The sequence below is a fragment of the Neobacillus drentensis genome, assembly GCF_021560175.1.
In the GTDB taxonomy this organism is placed as follows: Bacteria; Bacillota; Bacilli; order Bacillales; family Cytobacillaceae; genus Neobacillus; species Neobacillus drentensis_A.
In genome coordinates, this window is sequence record NZ_CP091110.1 from 101,818 (window position 1) to 125,833 (window position 24,016).

Here is a 24,016-nt window from a genome sequence, read left to right on the forward strand (position 1 = left end):
GTGTCGGTTGAAAGATTTTTTAATCAAGCGGTCAGCTCTTGGATGAGCGAAGAAGGTCCGGATTCCGATATTGTCCTTAGTTCCCGGATTCGTCTTGCACGAAATTTTGAATCGTATAATTTCCCAACTGTTTTTTCACATGAAGAGGCAAAAGTGATTATAGATACAATGGAGGATATTCTAAAAAAATCACCAGTTGAGAACTTCGGTAAAATGGAATTATTGAAAATGGATGAAATGCAGCCTCTTCAGAAGCGGGTTTTAGTAGAAAAGCATTTAATTAGTCCACTATTGGCGGAGGATTCTCCATATGGTGCTGTTCTATTAACAGAAAATGAAGAAGTTAGTATTATGATAAATGAAGAGGACCATATTCGTATTCAGTGTTTATTTCCTGGTCTGCAATTAGCAGAAGCATTACAGGCTGCGAATGAAATAGATGATTGGCTTGAAGAACAAATCCATTATGCATTTGATGAAAAATATGGCTATTTAACTAGTTGTCCCACTAATGTTGGCACTGGTCTTAGAGCATCTGTCATGATGCATCTGCCCGGATTAATTTTAACACAGCAAATTAATCGGATCATTCCTGCTATTCATCAGTTAGGTCTTGTGGTTAGAGGTATTTATGGAGAGGGCAGTGAAGCACTGGGGAATATTTTTCAAATTTCTAATCAGATAACCCTGGGGAAATCAGAGGAAGATATCAGCCGGGATTTAAAGGGAGTAGCGAGTCAGCTAATTTCACAAGAAAGGTCTGCTCGTGAAGCATTACGCAAAACTTCTAACATACAATTAGAAGACAGAGTGTTCCGCTCATTAGGGGTGTTATCTAATAGCCGAATTATTGAATCGAAGGAAGCAGCCCGCTGCCTATCGGATGTTCGGCTTGGTATAGATATGGGGTATATAAAAAATATGCCGAAGACCATTTTAAATGAATTAATGATTTTAACCCAGCCGGGTTTTCTTCAGCAATATGCGGGCGGTCCATTACGGCCGCATGAAAGGGATATCCGAAGAGCCGCTTTAATTAGGGACCGTATAAACTTGGAGAATGAAAAATAGGTGAGGAGGAAGAGAATATGATGTTTGGACGTTTTACCGAGAGAGCACAAAAGGTTCTGGCACTGGCACAAGAGGAAGCAATTCGTCTTGGTCATAATAACATTGGAACTGAGCACGTTTTATTAGGACTTGTACGCGAAGGTGAAGGGATTGCAGCAAAAGCACTTTATGGCCTTGGGTTAGGTTCAGAAAAAATTCAAAAAGAAGTAGAGAATCTAATCGGCAAAGGACAGGAAACTTCTCAAACCATTCACTATACTCCAAGAGCTAAAAAGGTGATTGAACTATCAATGGATGAAGCTCGAAAATTAGGACACTCTTATGTGGGTACCGAGCATATTCTCCTTGGTTTAATTCGTGAAGGAGAAGGGGTAGCTGCAAGGGTATTAAATAATCTTGGCGTCAGCTTGAATAAGGCACGTCAGCAAGTACTCCAGTTATTAGGAAGTAATGAATCCGGCTCGCACCAAGGGGGGGCTTCCGTGAGTGCTAATACACCTACACTTGACAGTCTTGCAAGAGATTTAACTGCGATTGCCCGAGAAGGCAGTCTGGATCCAGTCATTGGCCGAAGTAAAGAAATTCAACGTGTTATTGAAGTGTTAAGCCGTAGAACGAAAAATAACCCTGTATTAATTGGGGAGCCTGGTGTTGGTAAAACAGCTATTGCTGAAGGGCTTGCTCAGCAAATTGTTAACAATGAAGTACCTGAAATTCTGCGTGATAAGCGTGTCATGACTCTGGATATGGGAACGGTTGTTGCTGGAACGAAATATCGTGGAGAATTTGAGGACCGTTTGAAAAAGGTAATGGATGAAATCCGTCAAGCAGGAAACATCATTCTATTTATCGATGAGCTGCACACCTTAATCGGTGCGGGAGGCGCAGAAGGAGCAATTGATGCGTCTAATATTCTTAAGCCATCCCTTGCACGTGGTGAGCTTCAATGTATCGGTGCGACCACACTGGATGAATACCGTAAATATATTGAAAAAGATGCTGCTCTTGAACGCCGCTTCCAGCCAATTCGGGTGGATGAACCAACAATGGAGGAATCGATTCAAATTCTAGCAGGCTTACGTGATCGATATGAAGCCCATCACCGCGTCTCGATTACCGATGAGGCAATTGAGGCAGCTGTTAAGCTTTCAGATCGTTATATTTCTGACCGTTTCCTTCCTGACAAAGCAATTGACTTAATTGATGAAGCAGGTTCAAAGGTAAGACTTCGATCTTATACAACTCCTCCAAATTTAAAAGAGTTAGAGGTTAAATTGGAGGATGTTAGAAAAGAAAAGGATTCAGCTGTTCAAAGTCAAGAATTTGAAAAAGCGGCTTCTTTAAGAGATACAGAGCAGCGTCTCCGTGAACAGTTGGAAGAGACGAAGAAAACATGGAAAGAAAAACAAGGAAAAGAAAATAACGAAGTGACCGTAGAAGATATTGCCAGTGTGGTTTCGAGCTGGACGGGTGTACCGGTCTCTAAGCTTGCGCAAACTGAAACAGCAAAATTACTTAATTTAGAGGAAACGTTACACTCCCGTGTCATTGGGCAAGAGGAAGCGGTTATAGCTGTTTCCAAGGCCGTTCGCCGTGCTAGAGCGGGATTAAAGGATCCAAAACGTCCAATCGGTTCATTTGTGTTCCTTGGTCCTACAGGGGTAGGGAAAACAGAATTGGCACGTGCCCTTGCGGAAGCTATGTTTGGTGATGAGGACTCGATGATTCGAATCGATATGTCGGAGTATATGGAGAAGCACTCTACATCCCGCCTTGTGGGTTCCCCTCCTGGATATGTCGGTTATGAAGAAGGCGGGCAATTAACCGAAAAGGTTCGCAGAAAACCGTATTCTGTCATCTTGTTAGATGAAATCGAGAAGGCACATCCAGATGTCTTTAATATCCTGCTTCAAGTTCTCGAAGATGGGCGTTTAACCGATTCAAAGGGAAGAACAGTTGATTTCCGAAACACGGTCCTTATTATGACATCCAACGTGGGTGCGGAGGCATTAAAGCGAAATAAGTTTGTGGGCTTCAATATTCAAGATGGGGAACAGGATTACAAAGATATGAAGGGTAAAGTGATGGATGAGCTTAAAAAGGCCTTCCGTCCGGAATTCTTGAATCGTATCGATGAAATTATTGTCTTCCATGCGTTAGAGAAAAAGCATCTTGAGGAAATTGTCACCCTCTTATCTGATCAATTGGTAAAACGATTAAAAGAGCAAAATATCTCACTAGAATTAACACCTGCAGCAAAAGAGAAGATCTCTCAAGAAGGCTACGACCCAGAGTATGGAGCAAGACCACTGCGCCGTGCTATTCAAAAGCATATTGAGGATCGTCTGTCTGAAGAATTATTAAAAGGGACATTATTAACGGGACAGCATGCTATAATAGATGTACTCAACGGTGAGTTCGTTGTGAGAATGGCAGAACAAACAAGTTTAGCAAAATAAATCAAGACTTACGAATAGTTTAGTGCTTAACAACACATTGCAAGAGGTACACGTGAATAAAGTCAACCCGTGTGCCTCTTTTTTATTTATCAATAAATACTCAGGGTATTAGCGGGTTGGATATAATTCCATGTGGTTAGGAAAGGTTGAAGGTAATGGTAAAAAGGAAAACAAAGTTCATCTGCCAAGAATGCGGTTATGAATCCCCGAAATGGATGGGGAAATGCCCAGGCTGTGGACAATGGAATAAGATGGTTGAGGAAGTAGAAGTAACAGGAGCTCAAAGAAGAGGAGCATTTGCTCATTCACAAACCGGTTCTAATCTATTAACCAAACCAATGAAGATCAATGCAATTGAAATGGAAAACGAACCGAGAATTTTAACTGACTTACAAGAGCTAAACCGCGTATTGGGCGGTGGTGTCGTTAAGGGCTCGTTAGTTCTAATTGGCGGTGACCCGGGAATAGGGAAATCTACACTTCTCTTGCAAGTATCCTCACAGCTCGCGAATAAAGGCAATTCTGTTCTTTACATATCTGGTGAAGAATCATTAAGACAGACAAAGCTTCGTGCGGAACGGCTGGGGATTTCCTCAGAAAACCTATTAGTTTATTCAGAAACAAACCTTGAAGAAATAAATCGGACGATTGATAGTGAGAATCCCAGCTTTGTTATTATTGACTCTATCCAAACGATCTTCCATCCAGAGGTAACGTCAGCACCTGGAAGTGTTTCTCAGGTCCGGGAATGCACATCGGAATTGATGAGGATCGGCAAAACCAAAGGGGTCGCCATCTTTATTGTTGGGCATGTGACCAAGGAAGGTTCTATTGCCGGGCCAAGGCTTTTAGAACATATGGTCGATACCGTGCTTTATTTTGAAGGGGAAAGACATCATACTTACCGAATCCTTAGAGCCGTCAAAAATCGTTTTGGCTCTACAAATGAAATGGGCATTTTTGAAATGAAGGAATTTGGACTCGAAGAAGTAGAAAACCCATCAGAAATTTTCCTGGAAGAGCGATCTCGGGGGGCAGCTGGATCGACGGTTGTCGCTTCAATGGAGGGAACGCGTCCGGTTCTCGTTGAAATTCAGGCACTTATCTCCCCCACGAGTTTTGGAAATCCACGAAGAATGGCAACAGGAATTGATCATAATCGGGTACCACTTTTAATGGCAGTCTTGGAAAAACGGGTTGGTATGCTTCTAGCCAATCAGGATGCCTATTTAAAGGTTGCTGGAGGAGTTAAGCTGGATGAACCAGCGATTGATTTAGCGATTGCCGTAAGTATTGCTTCGAGCTTTAGGGATCGCCCGACAAGACCTACCGACTGTATTATCGGTGAAGTTGGTTTGACTGGAGAGGTAAGAAGGGTGTCAAGAATTGAACAGCGCGTTCAGGAGGCAGCCAAATTAGGCTTTGAGCGCATTATTTTACCAGCTAATAATTTAAGTGGCTGGACGGGCCCAGAGGGGATTAAGCTTATAGGTGTTTCCTCCGTTAGTGAGGCACTGCAAGCAGCGTTAGGAGGGTAGCAGATGGAAAATAAGAAACTTGGCGAGGCAACTACGGTAATTGATGTCTTACAGTTTATTGCCCCTGGTACGCCTCTTCGAGAGGGAATTGATAATGTTTTAAGAGCCAATACAGGCGGACTGATCGTAATTGGGTATAACGATAAGGTAAAAAGCATTGTGGATGGTGGATTTTCCATTAATTGCTCCTTTTCACCAAGCTTTTTATATGAACTGGCCAAAATGGATGGTGCGATCATTCTTAACGAGTTAGGTAATAAAATTCTATTTGCCAATGCCCAGCTCGCACCAAATTCTGAGATTCCTTCAACAGAAACAGGTATGCGGCATCGCACAGCGGAAAGAGTCGCCAAACAAACGAAGGCTCTGGTCATTGCCATATCACAAAGAAGAAATGTAATTACCCTTTATCAAGGGAATTTTCGTTATTCCTTAAAGGATATTGCTGTCATTTTAACAAAAGCTAATCAAGCGATTCAGACACTGGAAAAATATAAGGTTGTTCTTGAACAAAGTATAACGAATCTAAGTATTTTAGAGTTTGAAGAGTCGGTAACGTATAATGACTTTTTACTCGTTCTTCATCGTTTTGAAATGGTCCTAAAAATAAAAAATGAACTATTAACCTTTTTACATGAGCTGGGGACAGAAGGCAGGCTGATTCGGCTGCAAATGAATGAAATTCTAACAGACCTTGAAGAAGAAATTATCCTGATTATTAAAGATTATGCGAATGAGCGGGATGTCCAGGCCCGGGATGTGCTTCAGCGGATGCAGTCATTGGCAACTAGCGGCACGATTGAGGACATGGTATTGTTGAAATTAATGGGCTACCTAGGCTATGTTCATCTCGAGGAAAATAAATTCCCGCGTGGTTATCGGATTCTGCATAAAATTCCGAGATTACCTTCAATTATCATTGAGAACTTAATCACAAGTTTTGGGGAACTCACCAGCATCCTGTCAGCAACCGTGGAAGAACTTGATGATGTGGAAGGAATAGGGGAAGTACGGGCAAAGAAAATTAAAGAGGGTTTTCGCTTAATTAAAGACCGGCTATATACAGATAGATATCTATGAAAATGATTGAAAAAGAAAATCGAGTATGCTAAAATGTCCAGCCCCAATTTGTTTGACACAGAAATTTTCCAATGCTACCCTATGAGGAGTAAGATTTTTACAAAATGGATTAAATTCTAGAAGATGAAAATTGGAAAAAATAATCACAAAATCAAGGTTTCAATTTTGAGAATATGTTTATAATGAATTAGAGGAGGTGAAGGAATGTTAAAAAGAATTGTGCAGGCATGCTTCCTCATTATTGGAGGTACGCTCGGAATCTTATTACTGCCGGAATTGTTTAAATTACTTCATATCAATGACATTCCACTGATTAATAACTCATATGTTACTGCTATTATAGGGGCTATTATTTTTTACCTTATTACCTTTTGGGCAGTAGATTATGTCTTTAATTTTATTAAATGGACGGAAGATTCTTTAGTGAAAATTCCTGTTACAGATGTATTATTTGGCAGTGTCGGATTAATTTTCGGTTTATTTGTTGCTTTTTTGATTGGTTTTGCTCTTAACGCCGTACAAGTACCCATTTTAAATGCCGTAGCACCCATTCTATTGACGCTGTTGTTTGGTTACCTTGGCTTTCAAGTTGGTTTTAAAAAGCGTGATGAGCTATTAGGTCTATTTGGAAATCGAGGCAGCAAGAAGAAGTCCGGTGAGGAAGAAGAAGTGGATCCTGCGGCCGGCAAGGCTTTAAAAATCTTAGATACGAGTGTCATTATTGATGGCCGGGTTGCTGATATTTGTCAGACTGGCTTTTTAGAAGGAACAATTGTTATTCCGCAGTTTGTTCTTGAGGAATTACAGCATATTGCCGATTCCTCCGATGTGTTAAAACGAAATCGCGGCCGCAGAGGCTTGGATATATTAAATCGAATTCAAAAGGAATTATCCATTAAGGTCGAAATCTATGAAGGTGATTTTGATGAGATTAGCGAGGTAGACTCAAAACTCGTAAAACTGGCAAAATTAACAAGTGGAGTCCTTGTAACGAATGACTTTAACTTAAATAAAGTATGTGAATTACAAAATGTCTCGGTATTAAACATTAACGACTTAGCAAATGCAGTCAAACCGGTTGTTCTTCCGGGAGAAGAGTTAACGGTTCAAGTAATAAAAGACGGAAAAGAATATCATCAAGGTGTCGCTTACTTAGATGACGGAACGATGATTGTGGTAGAAGAAGGAAGAGAATATATTGGGAAGAGAATTGAAGTTCTAGTAACAAGTGTTCTTCAAACCTCTGCCGGCCGAATGATATTTGCCAAACCCAAGTTGTTAGAAAAAGCACTTTAGAAAGAAAAGCTGCAGTGCCTTTTAGGTACTGCAGCGAGACAGATAGAGAGGTATATGTATGACTTACCAAGTCATTATCCCGGCAGCTGGCCTGGGAAAAAGAATGCGAGCGGGGAAAAACAAACTTTTATTAGAGCTTAATAGTCTTCCGGTTCTAATTCATACCTTAAAGGTATTTGAAGAGGATGAAGCCTGCATTGGTATTATTTTAGCAATACATACACAGGACACTCAGGAAATTAATGAGCTGTTAAAAAAGTATCAAATCTCGAAAGTATCTGATTTGGTGCCGGGCGGGGACGAACGTCAGTACAGCATATACAATGCCCTTAAGACAGTCAAAGAAGATGGAGTTATCCTTGTACATGATGCAGCTCGGCCGTTTATTCAAAAGGACCATATTCACTCTCTAACAGAGAAGGCAGAAGAAACGGGTGCTGCTATTATGGGCGTTTCGGCCAAAGACACTATGAAGAAAGTAAATGATGGTGTGGTAGTGGAAACTGTCGAACGTTCAAGCTTGTGGGCTGTTCAAACCCCACAAGCTTTTCGCGTTTCCTTATTAAAGAAAGCTTATGAAGAAGCCGAAAAGGATCAGTTTCTCGGAACAGATGATGCTAGTTTGGTCGAGCGTATCGGATATCCTGTAACTGTTGTCGAAGGGGATTACGATAATATTAAACTGACAACACCCGAAGATTTATTCTTTGCTGAGGCTATTCTTGAAAAGCGGAAGCGCCTTGAACAGGGGCGAAAAGCATAAGACGAGCCGGCGGGAAGGTTGTTCTTTAACCTTTTCGACGGATTGGCTTATGACCTCGAGCCCCTAGGCGCTGCAGCTAGACAGTTATCTAAGTTCAAAGAATTAAATTAAATTTAATAATAAAGGGGTTTTTTTAATGTTTCGAATTGGTCAGGGCTTTGATGTTCACCAATTAACAGAGGGGCGCCCGCTAATCATTGGCGGCATTACAATCCCATACGAAAAGGGGCTTCTGGGCCATTCTGATGCGGATGTTTTATTACATACAGTTTGTGATGCCTGTCTTGGTGCGATTGGCGAGGGGGATATTGGCAAACATTTTCCTGATACAGACCCAAATTTTAAAGATGCCGACTCTGCCAAACTTACTGAACACGTGTGGCAGCTAGTCAAAGATAAGGGATACGAGTTAGTCAATGCAGACTGCACCATTATTGCCCAAAAACCGAAAATGGCCCCTTATATTGAGCAGATGCGAGCGCGGATTGCTGAATTATTAGAAGCGGCGCCGGATCAAATTAACGTCAAAGCCACTACAACGGAAAAACTGGGATTTACCGGCAGAGGTGAGGGAATCGCCTCGCAGGCAGTTGTTTTATTAAAAAAGGTTACTGATTAGGCTTTATAGATAGAAATCACAATGGTAAAATAAATCGGTTGAGACAATATATTTCGATGGAGGCATTATGATGTCAAACGAAGTTCGTGTAAGGTATGCTCCAAGTCCAACGGGACATTTACATATTGGAAACGCCCGTACTGCACTATTCAATTATTTATTTGCTCGGAATAAAGGTGGTAAATTTATTATCCGGATAGAGGATACTGATAAGAAACGCAATATCGCCGGCGGGGAAGAAAGCCAATTAAAATATTTAAAATGGCTAGGAATGGATTGGGATGAAAGCGTTGATGTCGGCGGCGAATACGGTCCTTACCGCCAATCTGAAAGAAACCATATTTATGAAACTTACTATAATCAGTTATTAGAAACTGGGCATGCTTATAAGTGTTACTGTACCGAAGAAGAGCTTGAAGCAGAACGTGAAGCACAAACCGAGAGAGGCGAAACTCCTCACTATTCCGGTAAATGCCGTCATTTAACGGACGAACAGCGCCATCAATTAGAAGCAGAAGGCCGCCAGCCAAGTATTCGAATTGCTGTGCCAGAAAATACAACCTATACATTTGACGATATGGTCAAAGGGGTTGTTTCATTTGAATCTGAAGGTATGGGTGACTGGGTCATGGTGAAAAAGGATGGAACACCAACCTATAACTTTGCGGTTGCCATCGATGATCACCTAATGGAAATCAGCCATGTACTCCGTGGTGATGACCATATTTCAAACACCCCAAAACAATTAGTGGTTTATGAAGCATTGGGCTGGGAACCACCTATTTTTGGACATATGACCTTAATTGTAAACGAAAGCCGTAAGAAGTTAAGTAAGCGTGATGAATCGATTATTCAATTTATTGAACAATATGAAGAACTTGGCTATCTTCCAGAAGCATTATTTAACTTTATTACACTGTTAGGCTGGTCACCGGCTGGTGAAGAGGAACTTTACTCAAAAGAGGAGTTTATTGAGATTTTTGATGCAAATCGTCTTTCAAAATCACCGGCGTTATTTGATCAACAAAAGCTAGCATGGATGAACAATCAATACATGAAAAAGATCGAGGTTGACCGAGCATTGGAGCTTGCTCTGCCGCACTTAATTAAAGCGGGACGACTAAGCGAAAGCTTAACAGACGAACAGCATGATTGGGCTCGCAGTCTTGTCGGACTATTACAAGAAAAAATGAGCTTTGGTGCGGAAATCGTAGGATTATCGGATATGTTCTTCGAGGATGAAGCAGTCTATGAAGAAGATACAAAGGAAATCTTAGCAGGTGAAACAGTTCCGGAAGTGTTAAGGGCTTTTTCTCATGAACTTGACCAACTTGACAGCTTCCGTGCTGACGGTATTAAAGCAGCTATGAAAGCTGTACAAAAATCAACCGGTCAAAAAGGGAAAAATCTGTTTATGCCAATTCGTGCCGCTGTAACAGGTCAAACACATGGCCCAGACCTTCCACAAGCAATCGAATTATTGGGGAAAAATAAGGTCCAAAACAGAATTAATAAAATTATTAGTTAACAAGATAAAGAAAATGTAATATAGTAGAGGAAACAAGAAAAGCGGAGTACACTAGCCGCTTGAACTGGACAGATATCAAGGTCCAATGTTAGAATCCTAATCACATAAGATAAAGCGAAGAAGAGGAAAAGTAAAAAAATGATGCTTTAAAGAGAGAACCATCACCGGCTGAAAGTGGTTTAAGCCTCCCATTTTTTGAAATGCACCTCCGAGCCCCATTTCGAAAGGAGTCAACTCGAGTAGATTTGGGCGGAGTAATCCGTTAACAAGTAGAGTGAGGTAATGATAAGCTTCTGCCCAACCAGTTGGGGAATAGCTAGTCGACCTAATCAGAGTGGAACCACGTATTATGCGTCTCTGTCGATTGCGACAGGGGCGCTTTTTCTTTTTATACACAACAGCAAAGGGGGAAGAGCGATGTTCAAGCGGATGAAGGAGGACATCGAGGTTGTTTTTGAACAAGATCCTGCGGCGCGAAGCGCTTTTGAAGTCGTTTTGACTTATTCAGGTTTGCATGCCATTTGGGCACATCGGATTGCACATGCACTCTTCAAGCGAAAATTATATTTCCCTGCCCGTGTCATGTCACAAGCAAGCCGTTTTTTTACCGGAATTGAAATTCATCCTGGTGCAAAAATAGGCAGGAGATTTTTTATTGATCATGGTATGGGGGTAGTCATAGGGGAAACCTGTGAAATTGGGGATAATGTAACTATATATCAAGGTGTTACACTTGGCGGAACAGGGAAAGAAAAAGGAAAACGCCATCCGACGATTAAGGATAATGTCCTTATTGCCACTGGCGCTAAGGTGCTTGGTTCCATTACGGTAGGCGAAAATTCTAAAATTGGCGGCGGTTCGGTTGTATTAAAAGAGGTACCACCTAACTCAACAGTAGTCGGGATCCCAGGAAGGGTGGTCATTCAAGATGGCATCCGCATCCAAAAGGAAAAAGATTTAAACCATTGCGATCTTCCTGACCCAATCGCTGACCGCATCCGCGACGTGGAAAGTGAACTCATTCAATTAAGGCGAGAGCTTCAAGAATTAAAAGATGAAAGGATAGAAGTTAATGGCCATTCAAATATATAATACATTAACCAGAAAAAAGGAAACCTTCGTACCGCTTGAAGAAGGAAAGGTAAAAATGTATGTCTGCGGTCCAACCGTTTATAATTATATTCATATAGGAAATGCCCGCCCAGCGATCGTGTTTGATACGGTACGCAGATACCTGGAATATCGCGGCTTTGATGTGAAGTATGTTTCAAACTTCACAGATGTGGATGATAAATTAATTCGCGCAGCTAATCAAATTGGGGAGGATGTTCCGACCATTGCTAATCGCTTTATCGATGCATACTTTGAGGATGTTTCAGCATTGGGCTGCCAAAAGGCGGATGTCCATCCGCGCGTAATGGAAAATATGGATATCATCATTGATTTTATCAGTCAATTGGTAGAAAAGGGCTTTGCTTATGAATCAGAGGGGGATGTTTATTTCCGGACTAGAAGCTTTGATGATTACGGAAAACTCTCACATCAATCTGTTGATGACCTCCAAGTAGGGGCTAGGATTGAAGTCGGTGATAGGAAAGAAGACGACTTAGACTTTGCTCTTTGGAAGACGGCAAAAGAAGGGGAAATTTATTGGGAAAGTCCCTGGGGACTTGGACGTCCGGGGTGGCATATCGAATGCTCAGCAATGGCGAAAAAGTACCTAGGCGAGACGATTGATATTCACGCTGGAGGTCAAGACTTAACCTTCCCCCATCATGAAAATGAAATTGCCCAATCAGAAGCTCTTTCCGGTAAATTATTCTCCAGGTACTGGATGCATAATGGGTATATTAATATTGACAATGAAAAAATGTCTAAATCACTTGGAAACTTTGTCCTAGTTCATGACATTATCAAAAGACACAACCCACAAGTATTACGGTTCTTTATGCTGTCGGTTCATTACCGCAATCCAATTAACTATAGTGAGGAATTACTTGAAAGTACAAAGGCTGCGTTTGAACGTTTAACAACCTCGTATCAAAATTTAAACCATCGGAAAGAGGCAAGTACGGATTTAACGGATCATAATCAAGAGTGGCTGGATAAGCTGACTGTCTTGCATGAACAATTTATTGAGGCGATGGATGATGATTTTAATACAGCTTTAGCCATTTCGGTCCTATTTGAACTATCTAAACTGGCGAATTATTACCTCCTAGAAAAAAATACAGCCATTGAGGTAATTGAAGCTTTTACCAGTAAATTTGAAGAGTTATTCGGTGTATTAGGATTAACACTTGGAAGCGAAGAAATGATAGATGAAGAAATTGATGCGCTAATTGAACAGCGGAACCAGGCACGGAGAGATCGAAATTTCCAACTGTCCGACCAAATTAGGGATCAGCTAAAGGAAATGAATATCATTCTAGAGGATACACCGCAAGGCACAAGGTGGAAAAGAGGCTAATTCATGCTTGATTATGAGAACAATATTGATGCCAAACAATTGAATGGTCTTGCTTTGGCCTATATGGGGGATGCCGTATTTGAATCTTATGTTAGACGGCACCTTCTCTATAATGGCCAGGTGAGGCCCAATCAATTACATCGTTTGGCGACTAGATACGTTTCAGCGAAGGCCCAGTGCCGGATCCTTTTTCAATTTATGGATGAAAAGCTTTTAAATGAAGAGGAATCCGCTGTCGTTCTGCGCGGCAGGAATGCAAAATCAGGTACCGTTCCAAAAAATACGGATGTTCAAACATACCGCTACAGCACAGCGTTTGAAGCTTTAATTGGCTATTTATTTTTAGAAGGAAGATTGGAACGGTTAGAGGAGTTAGTGGAGAGGGCCTTTAGCTGTGTTGAAGACGCATGATAACAGGCGAATATCGCTTTCTAATGAAAGGAGGAACGAAATAATATGAATCAGGAATACATTGTTGGAAAAAATCCAGTTATCGAAGCACTAAAATCGGAAAGAGATATCAATAAGATTTTAATTGCCGAAGGTTCACAACGGGGACAGATGCAGCAGATTACCCAATTGGCGAAAGAAGCCAATGTTCTTGTGCAATTTGTTCCAAAGAAAAAACTTGACCAAATTGCTGAAGAAAATCATCAAGGTGTGCTTGCCTATGTGGCGGCTTACCAATATGCGGAAATGGATGATTTGTTTACTGCAGCAGAGAAGAGAAATGAGGCACCGTTCTTTTTACTGCTTGATGAAATAGAGGATCCCCATAACCTAGGTTCCATTATGCGGACTGCGGATGCAGTTGGGGCACATGGTATCATCATTCCAAAACGGAGGGCGGTTGGATTAACCGCAACGGTGGCAAAGGCTTCAACAGGGGCAATTGAATATATTCCAGTGGTCCGGGTAACGAATATGGCACGTACGATTGATGAGCTGAAAGAACGGGGCGTATGGATTGCTGGAACAGATGCCAAGGGAAAGGAAGATTACCGTCAGATGGATGGAACGCTTCCACTCGGTTTAGTAATTGGCAGCGAGGGAAAAGGAATGGGAAGGTTAATTCGTGATAAATGTGACTTTCTCATCCAATTGCCAATGGCCGGTAAAGTAACTTCATTAAATGCTTCTGTAGCTGCATCCCTACTCATGTATGAGGTATATCGCAAACGTCATCCACTTGGCAGGTAGTGGATATGGACATCCTGCTTGTCGACGGATACAACATTATTGGATCCTGGCCAGAATTAAAAGTACTCAAGGACAGGGATTTACCGGCTGCAAGGGATCGACTAATCGAAAAAATGGCCGAATATCAGGCCTTTTCCGGTTACCGTGTGATTATTGTTTTTGATGCCTATTATGTCCAAGGGATAGAGAAAAAGTATAAAAATCATAAGGTTGAGGTTATTTTTACAAAGGAAAATGAAACAGCGGATGAGCGGATTGAAAAAATGGCGATTAGCTTAAGCAATCGAAGAACACAAATCCATGTAGCAACCTCTGATTTTACAGAACAATGGGCGATATTTGGACAGGGTGCATTAAGAAAGTCTGCGCGTGAACTGCTGATTGAAATGTCCTCCATTGAAAAAGGAATCGAAAAGAAAGTGAAAAAGATCCAAGAAAAAAAGCCGTTCTCTAAGATACCGATTAGTGAAGAAATGGCAGAAATTTTTGAAAAATGGCGCAGAGGCGAGAAATGAGCTATCGACTTCAAAATATTTCTAATGTATACTAGTAATATCTATGCATGTTCGGTGGAGGGGATCTACTATGAGTACGGACTTCGGAGCAAAGATTAACGAACACTTTTTCGTAATGGAAGACGAGGGAATTGTCGACTTGGTACACCAAGGTGATAGTGAAGCATTGGATTATTTGATTCACAAGTATCGTAATTTTGTGCGTGCAAAAGCAAGATCCTATTTTTTAATTGGAGCAGATAAGGAAGATATTGTCCAAGAAGGAATGATTGGCTTATATAAGGCCATTCGTGATTTTCGCGAGGACAAGCTGACTTCCTTTAAAGCGTTTGCTGAACTCTGTATTACCCGCCAGATCATCACGGCAATTAAGACCGCAACACGGCAAAAGCATATTCCGTTAAACTCGTATGTATCATTGGACAAGCCTATTTATGATGAAGAATCTGACCGTACTTTAATGGACGTTCTATCAGGTGCGAAGGTCCTGGATCCTGAAGAATTAATTATCAATCAAGAAGAATTCGACCATATTGAAGTAAAAATGACTGAGTTATTAAGCGACCTAGAACGAAAGGTGCTAGCACTCTATTTAGACGGCCAATCGTATCAGGAAATTTCTGAAGAGCTGAATCGTCATGTGAAATCTATTGATAATGCCTTACAGCGGGTTAAGCGAAAACTAGAGCGTTATCTGGAAATTCGAGAATTTTCGTTGTAGGTAAAGCAATGAAATAGTATGTCAATATTAGTAACCCGTTTTAGGAGTTATTGACATTAAATAGGGGTCATGTTACATTTTTAGTGAAACAAAAGAAGAATGTTGAAGGTGTCGAATATGAGTAAAAAAGTCATCTTAGCTTGTGTGGAGTGCGGCTCCCGAAATTATTCGACAGTCGGTAAAGACACACAATCGGAACGATTAGAATTAAAAAAGTTTTGTAAGACCTGTGCGGCCCATACGATCCACCGGGAAACAAAATAAAGATAGATACTAGCATTGCTTACTTAAGTTGTTGGGGGTTACGAGATCATGCAGCGCATAACGAAATTCTTCAGTGATATATTCCGTGAAATGAGAAAGGTCAGCTGGCCGAAACGTGGGGAATTGGTTCGTTCGACGGTTACTGTTTTAACAACAGTCGTATTTTTCGCAGCGTTTTTTGCTGTACTAGATTTAGGAATCTCTAAATTGATTCGGCTAATTCTTGAATAAATAGCCATCATTCATGGTATAATGGAAATTATTAAAGGAATTTTTATCTAAAAACCCGTATAAACGGGTTTTTTAATTTGTCTTGAAAAGTGGAAGCGGTTGGGTTAGTGTCGTGATGCTCAGGAAAGGCATTAAAATTTCTGCAAAATTGAGGGAGGGACGGACGATCTAGTCCTCTTAAATGGAAAAGAATTGGTACGTAGTTCATACTTACTCTGGTTATGAAAATAAGGTAAAAGCGAATTTAGAAAAAAGGGTTGAATCAATGGGCATGGCAGATAAAATATTCCGTGTCGTTGTACCTGAGGAAGAAGAAACAGAAATTAAAAACGGCAAAAAGAAGGTTGTCAAACGTAAGGTATTCCCTGGTTACGTATTAGTCGAACTAGTTATGACAGATGATTCTTGGTATGTAGTCCGTAATACTCCTGGTGTAACAGGATTTGTGGGTTCTGCCGGTTCCGGCTCAAAACCAACACCATTACTTCCTGAGGAAGTAGTCGTGTTACTTAAGCGGATGGGTGTAGAAGAAAAACGGATTGATGTTGATTATGAAATTGGAGAAACAGTTCGCGTAAAGGAAGGTCCTTTTGCTAACTTCACTGGATCTGTCGAAGAAATGGACAAGGACCGTTCAAAACTCAAAGTTCTTGTAAATATGTTTGGCCGTGACACTCCGGTAGAACTTGATTTTACACAGATTGAAAAATTATAAAAACCTATGTGTTGGAACAGAATTTTTGTGTGATTTAAAAGAAAAATAATCAGTTATTGTAAAAAAACTTGAAATCATATTTAAAAAATGTTACTATTTCATAGGTCAGTATGTCTCCGTTGTGAGATTAGACTAATGTTTAAGTTCTTTATGATTTTTATATAAAGACATATGTTGAGTGGGAGGGTCTAATTGGTCCCTATTACCACATCACGGACTTTAAGGAGGTGTGTCTCGTGGCTAAAAAAGTAATTAAAGTCGTTAAATTACAAATTCCTGCTGGTAAAGCTAATCCAGCGCCACCGGTTGGTCCTGCACTAGGTCAAGCAGGTGTTAATATCATGGGATTCTGTAAGGAATTTAACGCTCGTACAGCAGATCAAGCTGGATTAATCATTCCTGTTGAAATTACGGTATTTGAAGACCGTTCATTTACATTTATTACGAAAACTCCTCCTGCTGCCGTTCTTTTAAAAGTAGCAGCTGGAATCCAGTCTGGTTCAGGTGAACCTAACCGTAATAAAGTAGCAACAGTAAAGCGTGATAAAGTACGCGAGATTGCGGAACAAAAAATGCCTGACCTAAACGCAGCTAGCGTTGAAGCAGCAATGCGCATGGTTGAAGGTACTGCACGCAGCATGGGTATCGTTATCGAAGACTAATCCATGTAACTGAAGCGCAAGTGTAATGAAGGGGTTGCGATATTTTAATATACTCGCAACCTTTGTTCTGTCTAGCAGCGGCATTTCGTTTTAAGGTCAATAGATTCTTAAAGATAGAAATGCCTCGGCTTTTCGGCGTGGGAGAATAATTCGCTAAAACCACAATCTAGGAGGAAATAAAAATGGCTAAAAAAGGTAAAAAGTATTTAGAAGCTTCAAAGCTTGTAGATCGCTTAAAAGCATACCCAATTGCAGAAGCAATTGATCTTGCTAAAAAAACAAACTTCACTAAATTTGATGCAACTCTTGAAGTAGCTTTCCGTTTAGGAGTAGATCCTAAGAAAGCTGACCAACAAATCCGTGGCGCAGTAGTGCTTCCAAACGGAACTGGTAAAACTCAACGCGTTTTAGTATTCGCGAAGGGTGAAAAAGTGAAAGAAGCAGAAGCAGCTGGAGCTGATTATGTAGGTGATTCTGAATACATCAACAAAATCCAACAAGGTTGGTTTGATTTTGATGTAATCGTAGCAACTCCTGACATGATGGGTGAAGTTGGTAAACTTGGTCGTGTTTTAGGACCTAAAGGCTTAATGCCAAACCCTAAAACTGGTACAGTTACATTTGATGTAACAAGAGCAATCAATGAAATTAAAGCAGGTAAAGTTGAATACCGTGTAGACAAGTCTGGTAACATTCATGTTCCTATCGGTAAATCATCTTTCGAAAACGAAAAGCTTGTTGAAAACTTCAACACTATTTTTGATACAATGTTGAAAGCTAAACCTGCAGCTGCAAAAGGAACTTACATGAAGAACGTTACAGTTTCTTCAACAATGGGCCCTGGTGTAAAAGTAGATCCTTCTACTGTAGCAGCTAAGTAATTTATTACCAATTGACAATCTAGAGTATATTTTATATAATCTAGATTGTTGTTTAAAATAAAACATTTGTACTGTAGACAGCAGGTGCCTTACGGCTTAATTTCCTGCCGAGGTAGAGCGAATAGATTAAGCTGATTATTCAGCTTTTGAATGCTGCCTCCATGTCTTGCTCGATATGGAGGCTTTAACTTGCCTGGTATAAATGGAGATAATCTACAGGAGGTGTAAAGATGAGCAGTGTAATCGAACTAAAGAAACAATTAGTTGACGAAATTACTGACAAGTTAAAAGCAAGTGTATCAACTGTCGTTGTTGATTATCGTGGTCTTTCAGTTGCAGAAGTAACTGAACTTCGTAAACAACTTCGTGAAGCAGGCGTTGAATTCAAAGTTTACAAGAACTCAATGGTACGCCGTGCAGCTGATGCAGCTGAGCTTTCTAACTTAAACGAAGCATTAACTGGTCCTAACGCAATTGCGTTCAGTACTGAAGATGTTGTAGCACCAGCGAAAATCTTGAATGACTTTGCGAAAAAGCACGAGGCACTTGAACTTAAAGCAGGTGTAATCGAAGGCAACGTTGCAACAGCTGAAGAGATTAAAGCTCTAGCTGATCTACCATCACGCGAAGGCTTGCTATCTATGCTACTCAGCGTACTACAAGCTCCAATTCGCAATCTTGCTCTTGCTGCAAAAGCAGTTGCAGATCAAAAAGAAGAACAAGGCGCGTAAGCTAGAAAAGCTGAAGCGACCGTTTAGCAGCGTATGGCCTGGAGCGCTTCGACTGAGATAAAGGAAACACGGAGAGCGCAAGCGAGCCGATGTTGACTTATCGTAGGGAGAAGAGCGAAGGACACTAGCTGCTGGGAGCTGAAGCTGGACAAATCTGAAACGCAAAACTAATAAAACGTAACGAAAACTAAGGAGGAAACATAATCATGACTAAAGAACAAATCATTGAAGCAGTTAAATCTATGACTGTTTTAGAACTTAACGATCTTGTAAAAGCAATTGAAGAAGAATTCGGCGTAACTGCTGCTGCTCCTGTAGCAATGGTAGGCGGAGCTGGAGCTGCTGCTGTTGAAGAGCAAACTGAATTTGATGTAATCCTAGCTAGCGCTGGCGATCAAAAAATCAAAGTTATTAAAGTTGTTCGTGAAATCACTGGTCTTGGACTTAAAGAAGCAAAAGACCTTGTTGACAACACTCCAAAAGCAATTAAAGAAGGCGTTGCTAAAGAAGAAGCTGAAGCAATCAAAGCTAAGCTTGATGAAGTTGGAGCTAACGTTGAAGTTAAGTAATTCTACTATAAAAAAGCTCGCTGCATAAGCGGGCTTTTTTTGGCTATTTTAAAGCAAAGACGACTTGGTTTGCAATCCATGGAGAATCCATTCGTTGCTAGTCGTTTGAGCAGATAGTTCATAAGGTTCAAAGGGTTATACTTTAATGATGAGCTATTCCTCTTATTTCTTCATATAATGATCTCCGGAGGTGAGTCTATTGTCCGAACACTACTATTCTCGAACACAAAACGTGGAAAGTGATCCGAAACATTGGGATTATCGATTACGAAACCATTCTTTCCATTTTAAAACTGATAACGGTGTTTTTTCAAAACGAGAAGTAGATTTTGGCTCACGTTTACTCATAGAGTCTTTTATGATGCCAGACGTTGAAGGACATGTTCTTGATGTAGGCTGTGGGTATGGACCAATTGGTTTATCAATTGCGAAGGAATTCAATGACCGCTTTGTTCATATGGTAGATGTAAATGGGCGGGCCATTGAGTTAGCTAAGGAAAATGCCACTATAAATCATATTACAAATGTTGATATTTATGAAAGCGACCGCTTATTAAATATTAAAGGTGATCATTTCGCAGTCATCTTAACAAATCCACCAATTAGAGCAGGTAAACAAACTGTTCATGATATTTTTGAACAAAGCTTTGCGCATCTGGTTCCTAATGGCGAACTTTGGATTGTCATCCAAAAGAAACAAGGAGCTCCGTCTGCGCTTGAAAAATTAAAAACCCTATTTTCTGAAGTTGAGACCGTCGACAAAGCCAAAGGTTATTTTATTATTAAGGCAATAAAATAGTTGACTCGACTTTGTCGTTGTGTTAGCATTATAAAATGCCATCATAATAATTTCCGATTTATTCCTAAAAATACTTATTTTCTTAGTATAAAAACGGCATAAGAAGGAAATGATGACAAAATAATAATCAAAATGTGAAAATGTGGTTTTTAATGAAAAAACCCTTTTTCTTTTTGTCTAATTGGTAGAGTTTTTAGCTTCTATTATTAGACGTAATAGATTTATTAAAAAACGCTTGATTTGAGGGGTGAATCAGTTGACAGGTCAACTAGTTCAGTATGGACGACACCGCCAACGTAGAAGTTACGCACGAATCAGTGAAGTTTTAGAATTACCAAATCTTATTGAAATCCAAACCTCTTCTTATCAATGGTTCTTGGATGAGGGATTACGTGAAATGTTTCAAGATATTTCACCGATTGAAGATTTTACTGGTAACCTATCACTGGAATTTATTGATTACAGCCTTGGCGATCCAAAGTATTCTGTAGAAGAATCGAAAGAACGGGACGTTACATATTCTGCTCCATTACGTGTAAAAGTACGTCTTGTAAACAAAGAAACTGGTGAAGTAAAAGACCAAGATGTATTTATGGGTGATTTCCCGCTGATGACAGAAACAGGTACATTTGTCATTAATGGGGCAGAACGCGTTATAGTATCACAGTTAGTGCGTTCACCGAGCGTTTACTTTAGTGGAAAACTTGATAAAAACGGCAAGAAAGGTTTTACTGCGACAGTAATTCCGAACCGCGGCGCTTGGCTGGAGTATGAAACAGATGCCAAAGATGTAGTTTATGTAAGAATAGATCGTACTCGGAAACTGCCCGTTACGGTTCTTTTGCGTGCATTAGGCTTTGGTTCCGATCAAGAAATCATTGAATTGATTGGTGATAACGAGTACATCCGCAATACGCTTGAGAAGGATAACACAGAGGGTGTTGACAAAGCGCTATTAGAAATTTATGAGCGTCTTCGTCCGGGCGAACCGCCGACAGTTGATAACGCTAAGAGTTTGTTAGTGTCACGTTTCTTTGATCCGAAGCGTTATGATCTGGCGAATGTTGGTCGTTACAAAATCAATAAAAAGCTTCATATCAAAAATCGTTTATTCAACCAGCGTTTAGCAGAGTCACTTGCTGATCCTGAAACTGGTGAAATCATTGCCGAAAAAGGAACACTCCTTGATAGGAGAAACCTTGATAGAATTATCCCTGCCCTTGAAAAGAATATTAATTTCCGAGGCCACAACCCTGTTGGTGGTGTAGTAAGCGAAGAGATCATTCTTCAAGGCATTAAAATCTATGCTCCTGGCGATGAAAATGAAAAAGTGATTAATGTACTAGGTAATGCCTATGTGGCAGAGCCAATTAAAAATATTACACCAGCAGATATCATTGCTTCGATTAGCTACTTCTTTAATTTATTACATGGAGTAGGCGATACAGATGATATCGACCACTTAGGTAACAGACGTCTTCGTTCTGTTGGTGAACTATTGCAGAACCAGTTCCGGATTGGTTTATCTCGTATGGAACGTGTTGTCCGCGAGAGAATGTCTATCCAAGATACTGCAACCATTACACCGCAGCAATTGATTAACATTCGACCGGTTATTGCATCAATCAAAGAGTTCTTCGGAAGCTCGCAATTATCACAGTTCATGGACCAAACCAACCCGCTTGCGGAGTTAACCCACAAGCGTCGTCTATCAGCATTAGGACCTGGTGGTTTAACACGTGAACGTGCAGGGATGGAAGTACGTGACGTACACTACTCCCACTATGGACGTATGTGTCCAATTGAAACACCTGAAGGTCCAAACATCGGTTTGATCAACTCACTTTCATCCTATGCGAAGGTAAACCGTTTTGGTTTTATTGAAACACCATACAGACGTGTTGACCCGGATACAGGTAAGGTGACAAGCAGAATCGATTATCTGACAGCGGATGAAGAAGATAACTATGTAGTAGCACAGGCGAATTCTCGTCTTGGTGATGACGGTGCCTTCCTCGATGACGAGGTAGTAGCTCGTTTCCGTGGTGAAAACACAGTTGTAAAACGCGAACGCATTGACTACATGGATGTATCACCAAAACAGGTAGTATCAGCGGCAACCGCGTGTATTCCGTTCCTTGAAAATGATGACTCAAACCGTGCTTTGATGGGTGCGAACATGCAACGTCAAGCAGTTCCTCTAATGCAGCCTGAAGCGCCAAGAGTTGGTACTGGTATGGAATATGTATCAGGTAAAGACTCCGGTGCAGCAGTTATCTGTAAGCAGGAAGGTATTGTTGAACATGTTGAAGCCCGTGAAGTTTGGGTGCGAGAAGTCAAAGAACTAGATGGCCAAGAAGTAAAAGGCGATCTTAAAAAATATCGATTACTGAAATTTATCCGTTCTAACCAAGGTACTTGCTATAATCAACGTCCAATCGTGGCTGTTGGCGACCGCGTGAAAAAGGGTGAAATCTTAGCGGACGGTCCATCCATGGAATTAGGAGAGTTAGCACTTGGACGTAACGTTCTTGTTGCCTTCATGACATGGGATGGTTATAACTATGAAGATGCCATCATTATGAGTGAACGTCTTGTAAAAGATGATGTCTATACTTCCATTCATATTGAAGAATATGAATCAGAATCTCGTGATACCAAGCTTGGACCTGAGGAAATTACCCGTGACATTCCAAACGTAGGGGAAGATGCTCTTCGTAACTTGGATGAACGTGGTATTATCCGCACTGGAGCCGAAGTAAAAGACGGTGACCTTCTTGTTGGTAAAGTAACACCAAAAGGTGTAACAGAATTAACAGCTGAAGAACGTCTCCTTCACGCTATTTTTGGTGAAAAAGCGCGTGAGGTCCGCGATACTTCACTAAGAGTTCCGCATGGCGGCGGCGGTATTGTTCATGACGTTAAAGTCTTCAATCGTGAAGATGGTGATGAACTGCCACCAGGTGTAAACCAGCTTGTCCGTGTTTATATCGTTCAGAAACGTAAGATTCACCAAGGTGATAAAATGGCGGGGCGTCACGGTAATAAAGGGGTTATCTCACGGATTTTGCCGGAAGAAGATATGCCTTACTTACCAGATGGCACACCTGTAGATATCATGTTAAACCCATTAGGGGTACCATCTCGTATGAATATCGGTCAGGTGCTTGAGCTTCATTTGGGAATGGCAGCAAGATACCTAGGTATCCATGTTGCAACACCAGTATTTGATGGTGCTCGAGAAGAAGATGTTTGGGGTACGATCGAAGAAGCAGGTATGGCTCGTGATGCCAAAACCGTTCTGTATGATGGCCGTTCAGGGGAACCGTTTGATAACCGTGTATCCGTTGGTGTCATGTATATGATTAAATTGGCGCACATGGTTGACGATAAACTCCATGCCCGTTCTACAGGACCATACTCACTTGTTACACAGCAGCCATTGGGCGGTAAAGCACAATTCGGTGGTCAGCGTTTCGGTGAGATGGAGGTTTGGGCGCTTGAAGCATACGGTGCTGCCTATACACTTCAAGAAATCCTAACCGTTAAATCGGACGACGTTGTTGGTCGTGTGAAGACATATGAAGCGATTGTAAAAGGTGAAAATGTTCCTGAGCCAGGTGTTCCTGAATCCTTCAAAGTATTAATTAAAGAACTTCAAAGCTTAGGTATGGATGTAAAAATCCTTTCCGGTGATGAAGAAGAAATTGAAATGCGAGATACAGAAGATGATGACGACTTACAACAAGTTGACACATTAAACATCGCACCAGATGCACCAAGTTTCGAATCTGAAAAAGTAGGTTCAAAAGAGTAATTTCTCGAGTTGAAGCGCACGCAACAATGTGTGTGCGCTTCTGCTTTTCTAATAAGGGTAGAACCTGGATATCGAAAGGGAGGTAGG

The 24,016-nt window shown here is 40.9% G+C and carries 23 protein-coding genes and 2 other annotated features; all 23 genes read left to right on the top strand.

What is annotated here, in order from left to right:
• The 23 genes from L1999_RS00530 to rpoB all read left to right on the top strand — a co-directional run bounded on the left by L1999_RS00530 (position 1) and on the right by rpoB (position 23,929).
• On the top strand, positions 1-1,071 hold the full coding sequence (locus tag L1999_RS00530) for a protein-arginine kinase McsB (RefSeq protein ID WP_235741811.1): 1,071 nt from the start codon (positions 1-3) through the stop codon (positions 1,069-1,071).
• A 17-nt stretch (positions 1,072-1,088) separates the two neighbouring features.
• The gene (gene clpC / locus L1999_RS00535; RefSeq protein WP_235741812.1) at positions 1,089-3,530 is read left to right on the top strand and encodes an ATP-dependent protease ATP-binding subunit ClpC; all 2,442 of its coding nucleotides are present in this window, start codon (positions 1,089-1,091) and stop codon (positions 3,528-3,530) included.
• A gap of 155 nt (positions 3,531-3,685) precedes the next feature.
• Positions 3,686-5,068: a DNA repair protein RadA gene (radA, locus tag L1999_RS00540; protein ID WP_235741813.1), complete on the top strand. Its 1,383-nt coding sequence runs from the start codon at positions 3,686-3,688 to the stop codon at positions 5,066-5,068.
• 3 nt (positions 5,069-5,071) lie between these two features.
• A complete protein-coding gene (gene disA / locus L1999_RS00545; RefSeq protein ID WP_235741814.1) occupies positions 5,072-6,148 on the top strand; it encodes a DNA integrity scanning diadenylate cyclase DisA in 1,077 nt (358 codons plus the stop codon).
• Positions 6,149-6,352: 204 nt separating this feature from the next.
• Positions 6,353-7,444, top strand: a complete 1,092-nt coding sequence (locus L1999_RS00550; RefSeq protein WP_235741815.1) for a PIN/TRAM domain-containing protein — start codon at positions 6,353-6,355, stop codon at positions 7,442-7,444.
• Positions 7,445-7,502: 58 nt separating this feature from the next.
• Positions 7,503-8,207, top strand: a complete 705-nt coding sequence (gene ispD, locus L1999_RS00555; protein ID WP_235741816.1) for a 2-C-methyl-D-erythritol 4-phosphate cytidylyltransferase — start codon at positions 7,503-7,505, stop codon at positions 8,205-8,207.
• Positions 8,208-8,343: 136 nt separating this feature from the next.
• The gene (gene ispF / locus L1999_RS00560) at positions 8,344-8,826 is read left to right on the top strand and encodes a 2-C-methyl-D-erythritol 2,4-cyclodiphosphate synthase (protein WP_235741817.1); all 483 of its coding nucleotides are present in this window, start codon (positions 8,344-8,346) and stop codon (positions 8,824-8,826) included.
• A gap of 70 nt (positions 8,827-8,896) precedes the next feature.
• Complete coding sequence (gene gltX / locus L1999_RS00565; RefSeq protein WP_235744201.1) at positions 8,897-10,354, top strand: glutamate--tRNA ligase; 1,458 nt, start codon at positions 8,897-8,899, stop codon at positions 10,352-10,354.
• A 108-nt stretch (positions 10,355-10,462) separates the two neighbouring features.
• Positions 10,463-10,716 (top strand) — a binding site (T-box leader).
• Positions 10,717-10,771: 55 nt separating this feature from the next.
• Positions 10,772-11,446 carry a serine O-acetyltransferase gene (gene cysE / locus L1999_RS00570; protein WP_235741818.1) on the top strand — a complete coding sequence of 225 codons (675 nt, stop codon included), beginning with the start codon at positions 10,772-10,774 and terminating at the stop codon, positions 11,444-11,446.
• On the top strand, positions 11,427-12,824 hold the full coding sequence (cysS, locus tag L1999_RS00575; RefSeq protein WP_235741819.1) for a cysteine--tRNA ligase: 1,398 nt from the start codon (positions 11,427-11,429) through the stop codon (positions 12,822-12,824). Before cysE ends, cysS begins: the two co-directional genes overlap by 20 nt.
• A gap of 3 nt (positions 12,825-12,827) precedes the next feature.
• Positions 12,828-13,235: a Mini-ribonuclease 3 gene (locus L1999_RS00580; RefSeq protein ID WP_235741820.1), complete on the top strand. Its 408-nt coding sequence runs from the start codon at positions 12,828-12,830 to the stop codon at positions 13,233-13,235.
• A gap of 45 nt (positions 13,236-13,280) precedes the next feature.
• Positions 13,281-14,024, top strand: coding sequence for a 23S rRNA (guanosine(2251)-2'-O)-methyltransferase RlmB (gene rlmB / locus L1999_RS00585; RefSeq protein WP_235741821.1), 744 nt, complete (start codon positions 13,281-13,283; stop codon positions 14,022-14,024).
• Between the two features lie 5 nt (positions 14,025-14,029).
• The gene (locus L1999_RS00590; RefSeq protein ID WP_235741822.1) at positions 14,030-14,539 is read left to right on the top strand and encodes an NYN domain-containing protein; all 510 of its coding nucleotides are present in this window, start codon (positions 14,030-14,032) and stop codon (positions 14,537-14,539) included.
• A gap of 70 nt (positions 14,540-14,609) precedes the next feature.
• Positions 14,610-15,260 carry an RNA polymerase sporulation sigma factor SigH gene (gene sigH, locus L1999_RS00595; RefSeq protein WP_235741823.1) on the top strand — a complete coding sequence of 217 codons (651 nt, stop codon included), beginning with the start codon at positions 14,610-14,612 and terminating at the stop codon, positions 15,258-15,260.
• Positions 15,261-15,377: 117 nt separating this feature from the next.
• Positions 15,378-15,524 carry a 50S ribosomal protein L33 gene (gene rpmG / locus L1999_RS00600; RefSeq protein ID WP_215047115.1) on the top strand — a complete coding sequence of 49 codons (147 nt, stop codon included), beginning with the start codon at positions 15,378-15,380 and terminating at the stop codon, positions 15,522-15,524.
• Between the two features lie 48 nt (positions 15,525-15,572).
• Entirely contained in the window at positions 15,573-15,755 is a 183-nt protein-coding gene (gene secE, locus L1999_RS00605) for a preprotein translocase subunit SecE (protein ID WP_215047113.1), read from the top strand.
• Positions 15,756-15,936: 181 nt separating this feature from the next.
• Positions 15,937-16,470, top strand: coding sequence for a transcription termination/antitermination protein NusG (gene nusG / locus L1999_RS00610; protein WP_215047111.1), 534 nt, complete (start codon positions 15,937-15,939; stop codon positions 16,468-16,470).
• A gap of 236 nt (positions 16,471-16,706) precedes the next feature.
• A complete protein-coding gene (rplK, locus tag L1999_RS00615) occupies positions 16,707-17,132 on the top strand; it encodes a 50S ribosomal protein L11 (RefSeq protein WP_141561102.1) in 426 nt (141 codons plus the stop codon).
• Positions 17,133-17,314: 182 nt separating this feature from the next.
• Positions 17,315-18,013: a 50S ribosomal protein L1 gene (rplA, locus tag L1999_RS00620; protein WP_098533243.1), complete on the top strand. Its 699-nt coding sequence runs from the start codon at positions 17,315-17,317 to the stop codon at positions 18,011-18,013.
• 53 nt (positions 18,014-18,066) lie between these two features.
• Positions 18,067-18,210: a sequence feature (ribosomal protein L10 leader region), on the top strand.
• A 33-nt stretch (positions 18,211-18,243) separates the two neighbouring features.
• Positions 18,244-18,744, top strand: a complete 501-nt coding sequence (rplJ, locus tag L1999_RS00625) for a 50S ribosomal protein L10 (protein WP_235741824.1) — start codon at positions 18,244-18,246, stop codon at positions 18,742-18,744.
• 206 nt (positions 18,745-18,950) lie between these two features.
• Positions 18,951-19,313: a 50S ribosomal protein L7/L12 gene (gene rplL / locus L1999_RS00630; RefSeq protein ID WP_101645926.1), complete on the top strand. Its 363-nt coding sequence runs from the start codon at positions 18,951-18,953 to the stop codon at positions 19,311-19,313.
• A 199-nt stretch (positions 19,314-19,512) separates the two neighbouring features.
• On the top strand, positions 19,513-20,112 hold the full coding sequence (locus tag L1999_RS00635; RefSeq protein ID WP_235741825.1) for a class I SAM-dependent methyltransferase: 600 nt from the start codon (positions 19,513-19,515) through the stop codon (positions 20,110-20,112).
• Between the two features lie 256 nt (positions 20,113-20,368).
• Positions 20,369-23,929, top strand: a complete 3,561-nt coding sequence (rpoB, locus tag L1999_RS00640) for a DNA-directed RNA polymerase subunit beta (protein WP_235741826.1) — start codon at positions 20,369-20,371, stop codon at positions 23,927-23,929.
• Positions 23,930-24,016 lie beyond the last annotated feature (87 nt).

Bases quoted from the DNA above. Each gene is read 5' to 3' on its own strand.
- radA (WP_235741813.1), top strand. From the start codon at position 3,686: ATGGTAAAAAGGAAAACAAAGTTCATCTGCCAAGAATGCGGTTATGAA.
- L1999_RS00580 (WP_235741820.1), top strand. From the start codon at position 12,828: ATGCTTGATTATGAGAACAATATTGATGCCAAACAATTGAATGGTCTT.
- secE (WP_215047113.1), top strand. From the start codon at position 15,573: ATGCAGCGCATAACGAAATTCTTCAGTGATATATTCCGTGAAATGAGA.
- gltX (WP_235744201.1), top strand. From the start codon at position 8,897: ATGTCAAACGAAGTTCGTGTAAGGTATGCTCCAAGTCCAACGGGACAT.
- disA (WP_235741814.1), top strand. From the start codon at position 5,072: ATGGAAAATAAGAAACTTGGCGAGGCAACTACGGTAATTGATGTCTTA.
- rplJ (WP_235741824.1), top strand. From the start codon at position 18,244: ATGAGCAGTGTAATCGAACTAAAGAAACAATTAGTTGACGAAATTACT.
- rpmG (WP_215047115.1), top strand. From the start codon at position 15,378: ATGAGTAAAAAAGTCATCTTAGCTTGTGTGGAGTGCGGCTCCCGAAAT.
- ispF (WP_235741817.1), top strand. From the start codon at position 8,344: ATGTTTCGAATTGGTCAGGGCTTTGATGTTCACCAATTAACAGAGGGG.
- rplL (WP_101645926.1), top strand. From the start codon at position 18,951: ATGACTAAAGAACAAATCATTGAAGCAGTTAAATCTATGACTGTTTTA.
- rlmB (WP_235741821.1), top strand. From the start codon at position 13,281: ATGAATCAGGAATACATTGTTGGAAAAAATCCAGTTATCGAAGCACTA.
- ispD (WP_235741816.1), top strand. From the start codon at position 7,503: ATGACTTACCAAGTCATTATCCCGGCAGCTGGCCTGGGAAAAAGAATG.
- clpC (WP_235741812.1), top strand. From the start codon at position 1,089: ATGATGTTTGGACGTTTTACCGAGAGAGCACAAAAGGTTCTGGCACTG.
- L1999_RS00550 (WP_235741815.1), top strand. From the start codon at position 6,353: ATGTTAAAAAGAATTGTGCAGGCATGCTTCCTCATTATTGGAGGTACG.
- cysE (WP_235741818.1), top strand. From the start codon at position 10,772: ATGTTCAAGCGGATGAAGGAGGACATCGAGGTTGTTTTTGAACAAGAT.
- sigH (WP_235741823.1), top strand. From the start codon at position 14,610: ATGAGTACGGACTTCGGAGCAAAGATTAACGAACACTTTTTCGTAATG.
- nusG (WP_215047111.1), top strand. From the start codon at position 15,937: ATGGAAAAGAATTGGTACGTAGTTCATACTTACTCTGGTTATGAAAAT.
- rplA (WP_098533243.1), top strand. From the start codon at position 17,315: ATGGCTAAAAAAGGTAAAAAGTATTTAGAAGCTTCAAAGCTTGTAGAT.
- L1999_RS00590 (WP_235741822.1), top strand. From the start codon at position 14,030: ATGGACATCCTGCTTGTCGACGGATACAACATTATTGGATCCTGGCCA.
- cysS (WP_235741819.1), top strand. From the start codon at position 11,427: ATGGCCATTCAAATATATAATACATTAACCAGAAAAAAGGAAACCTTC.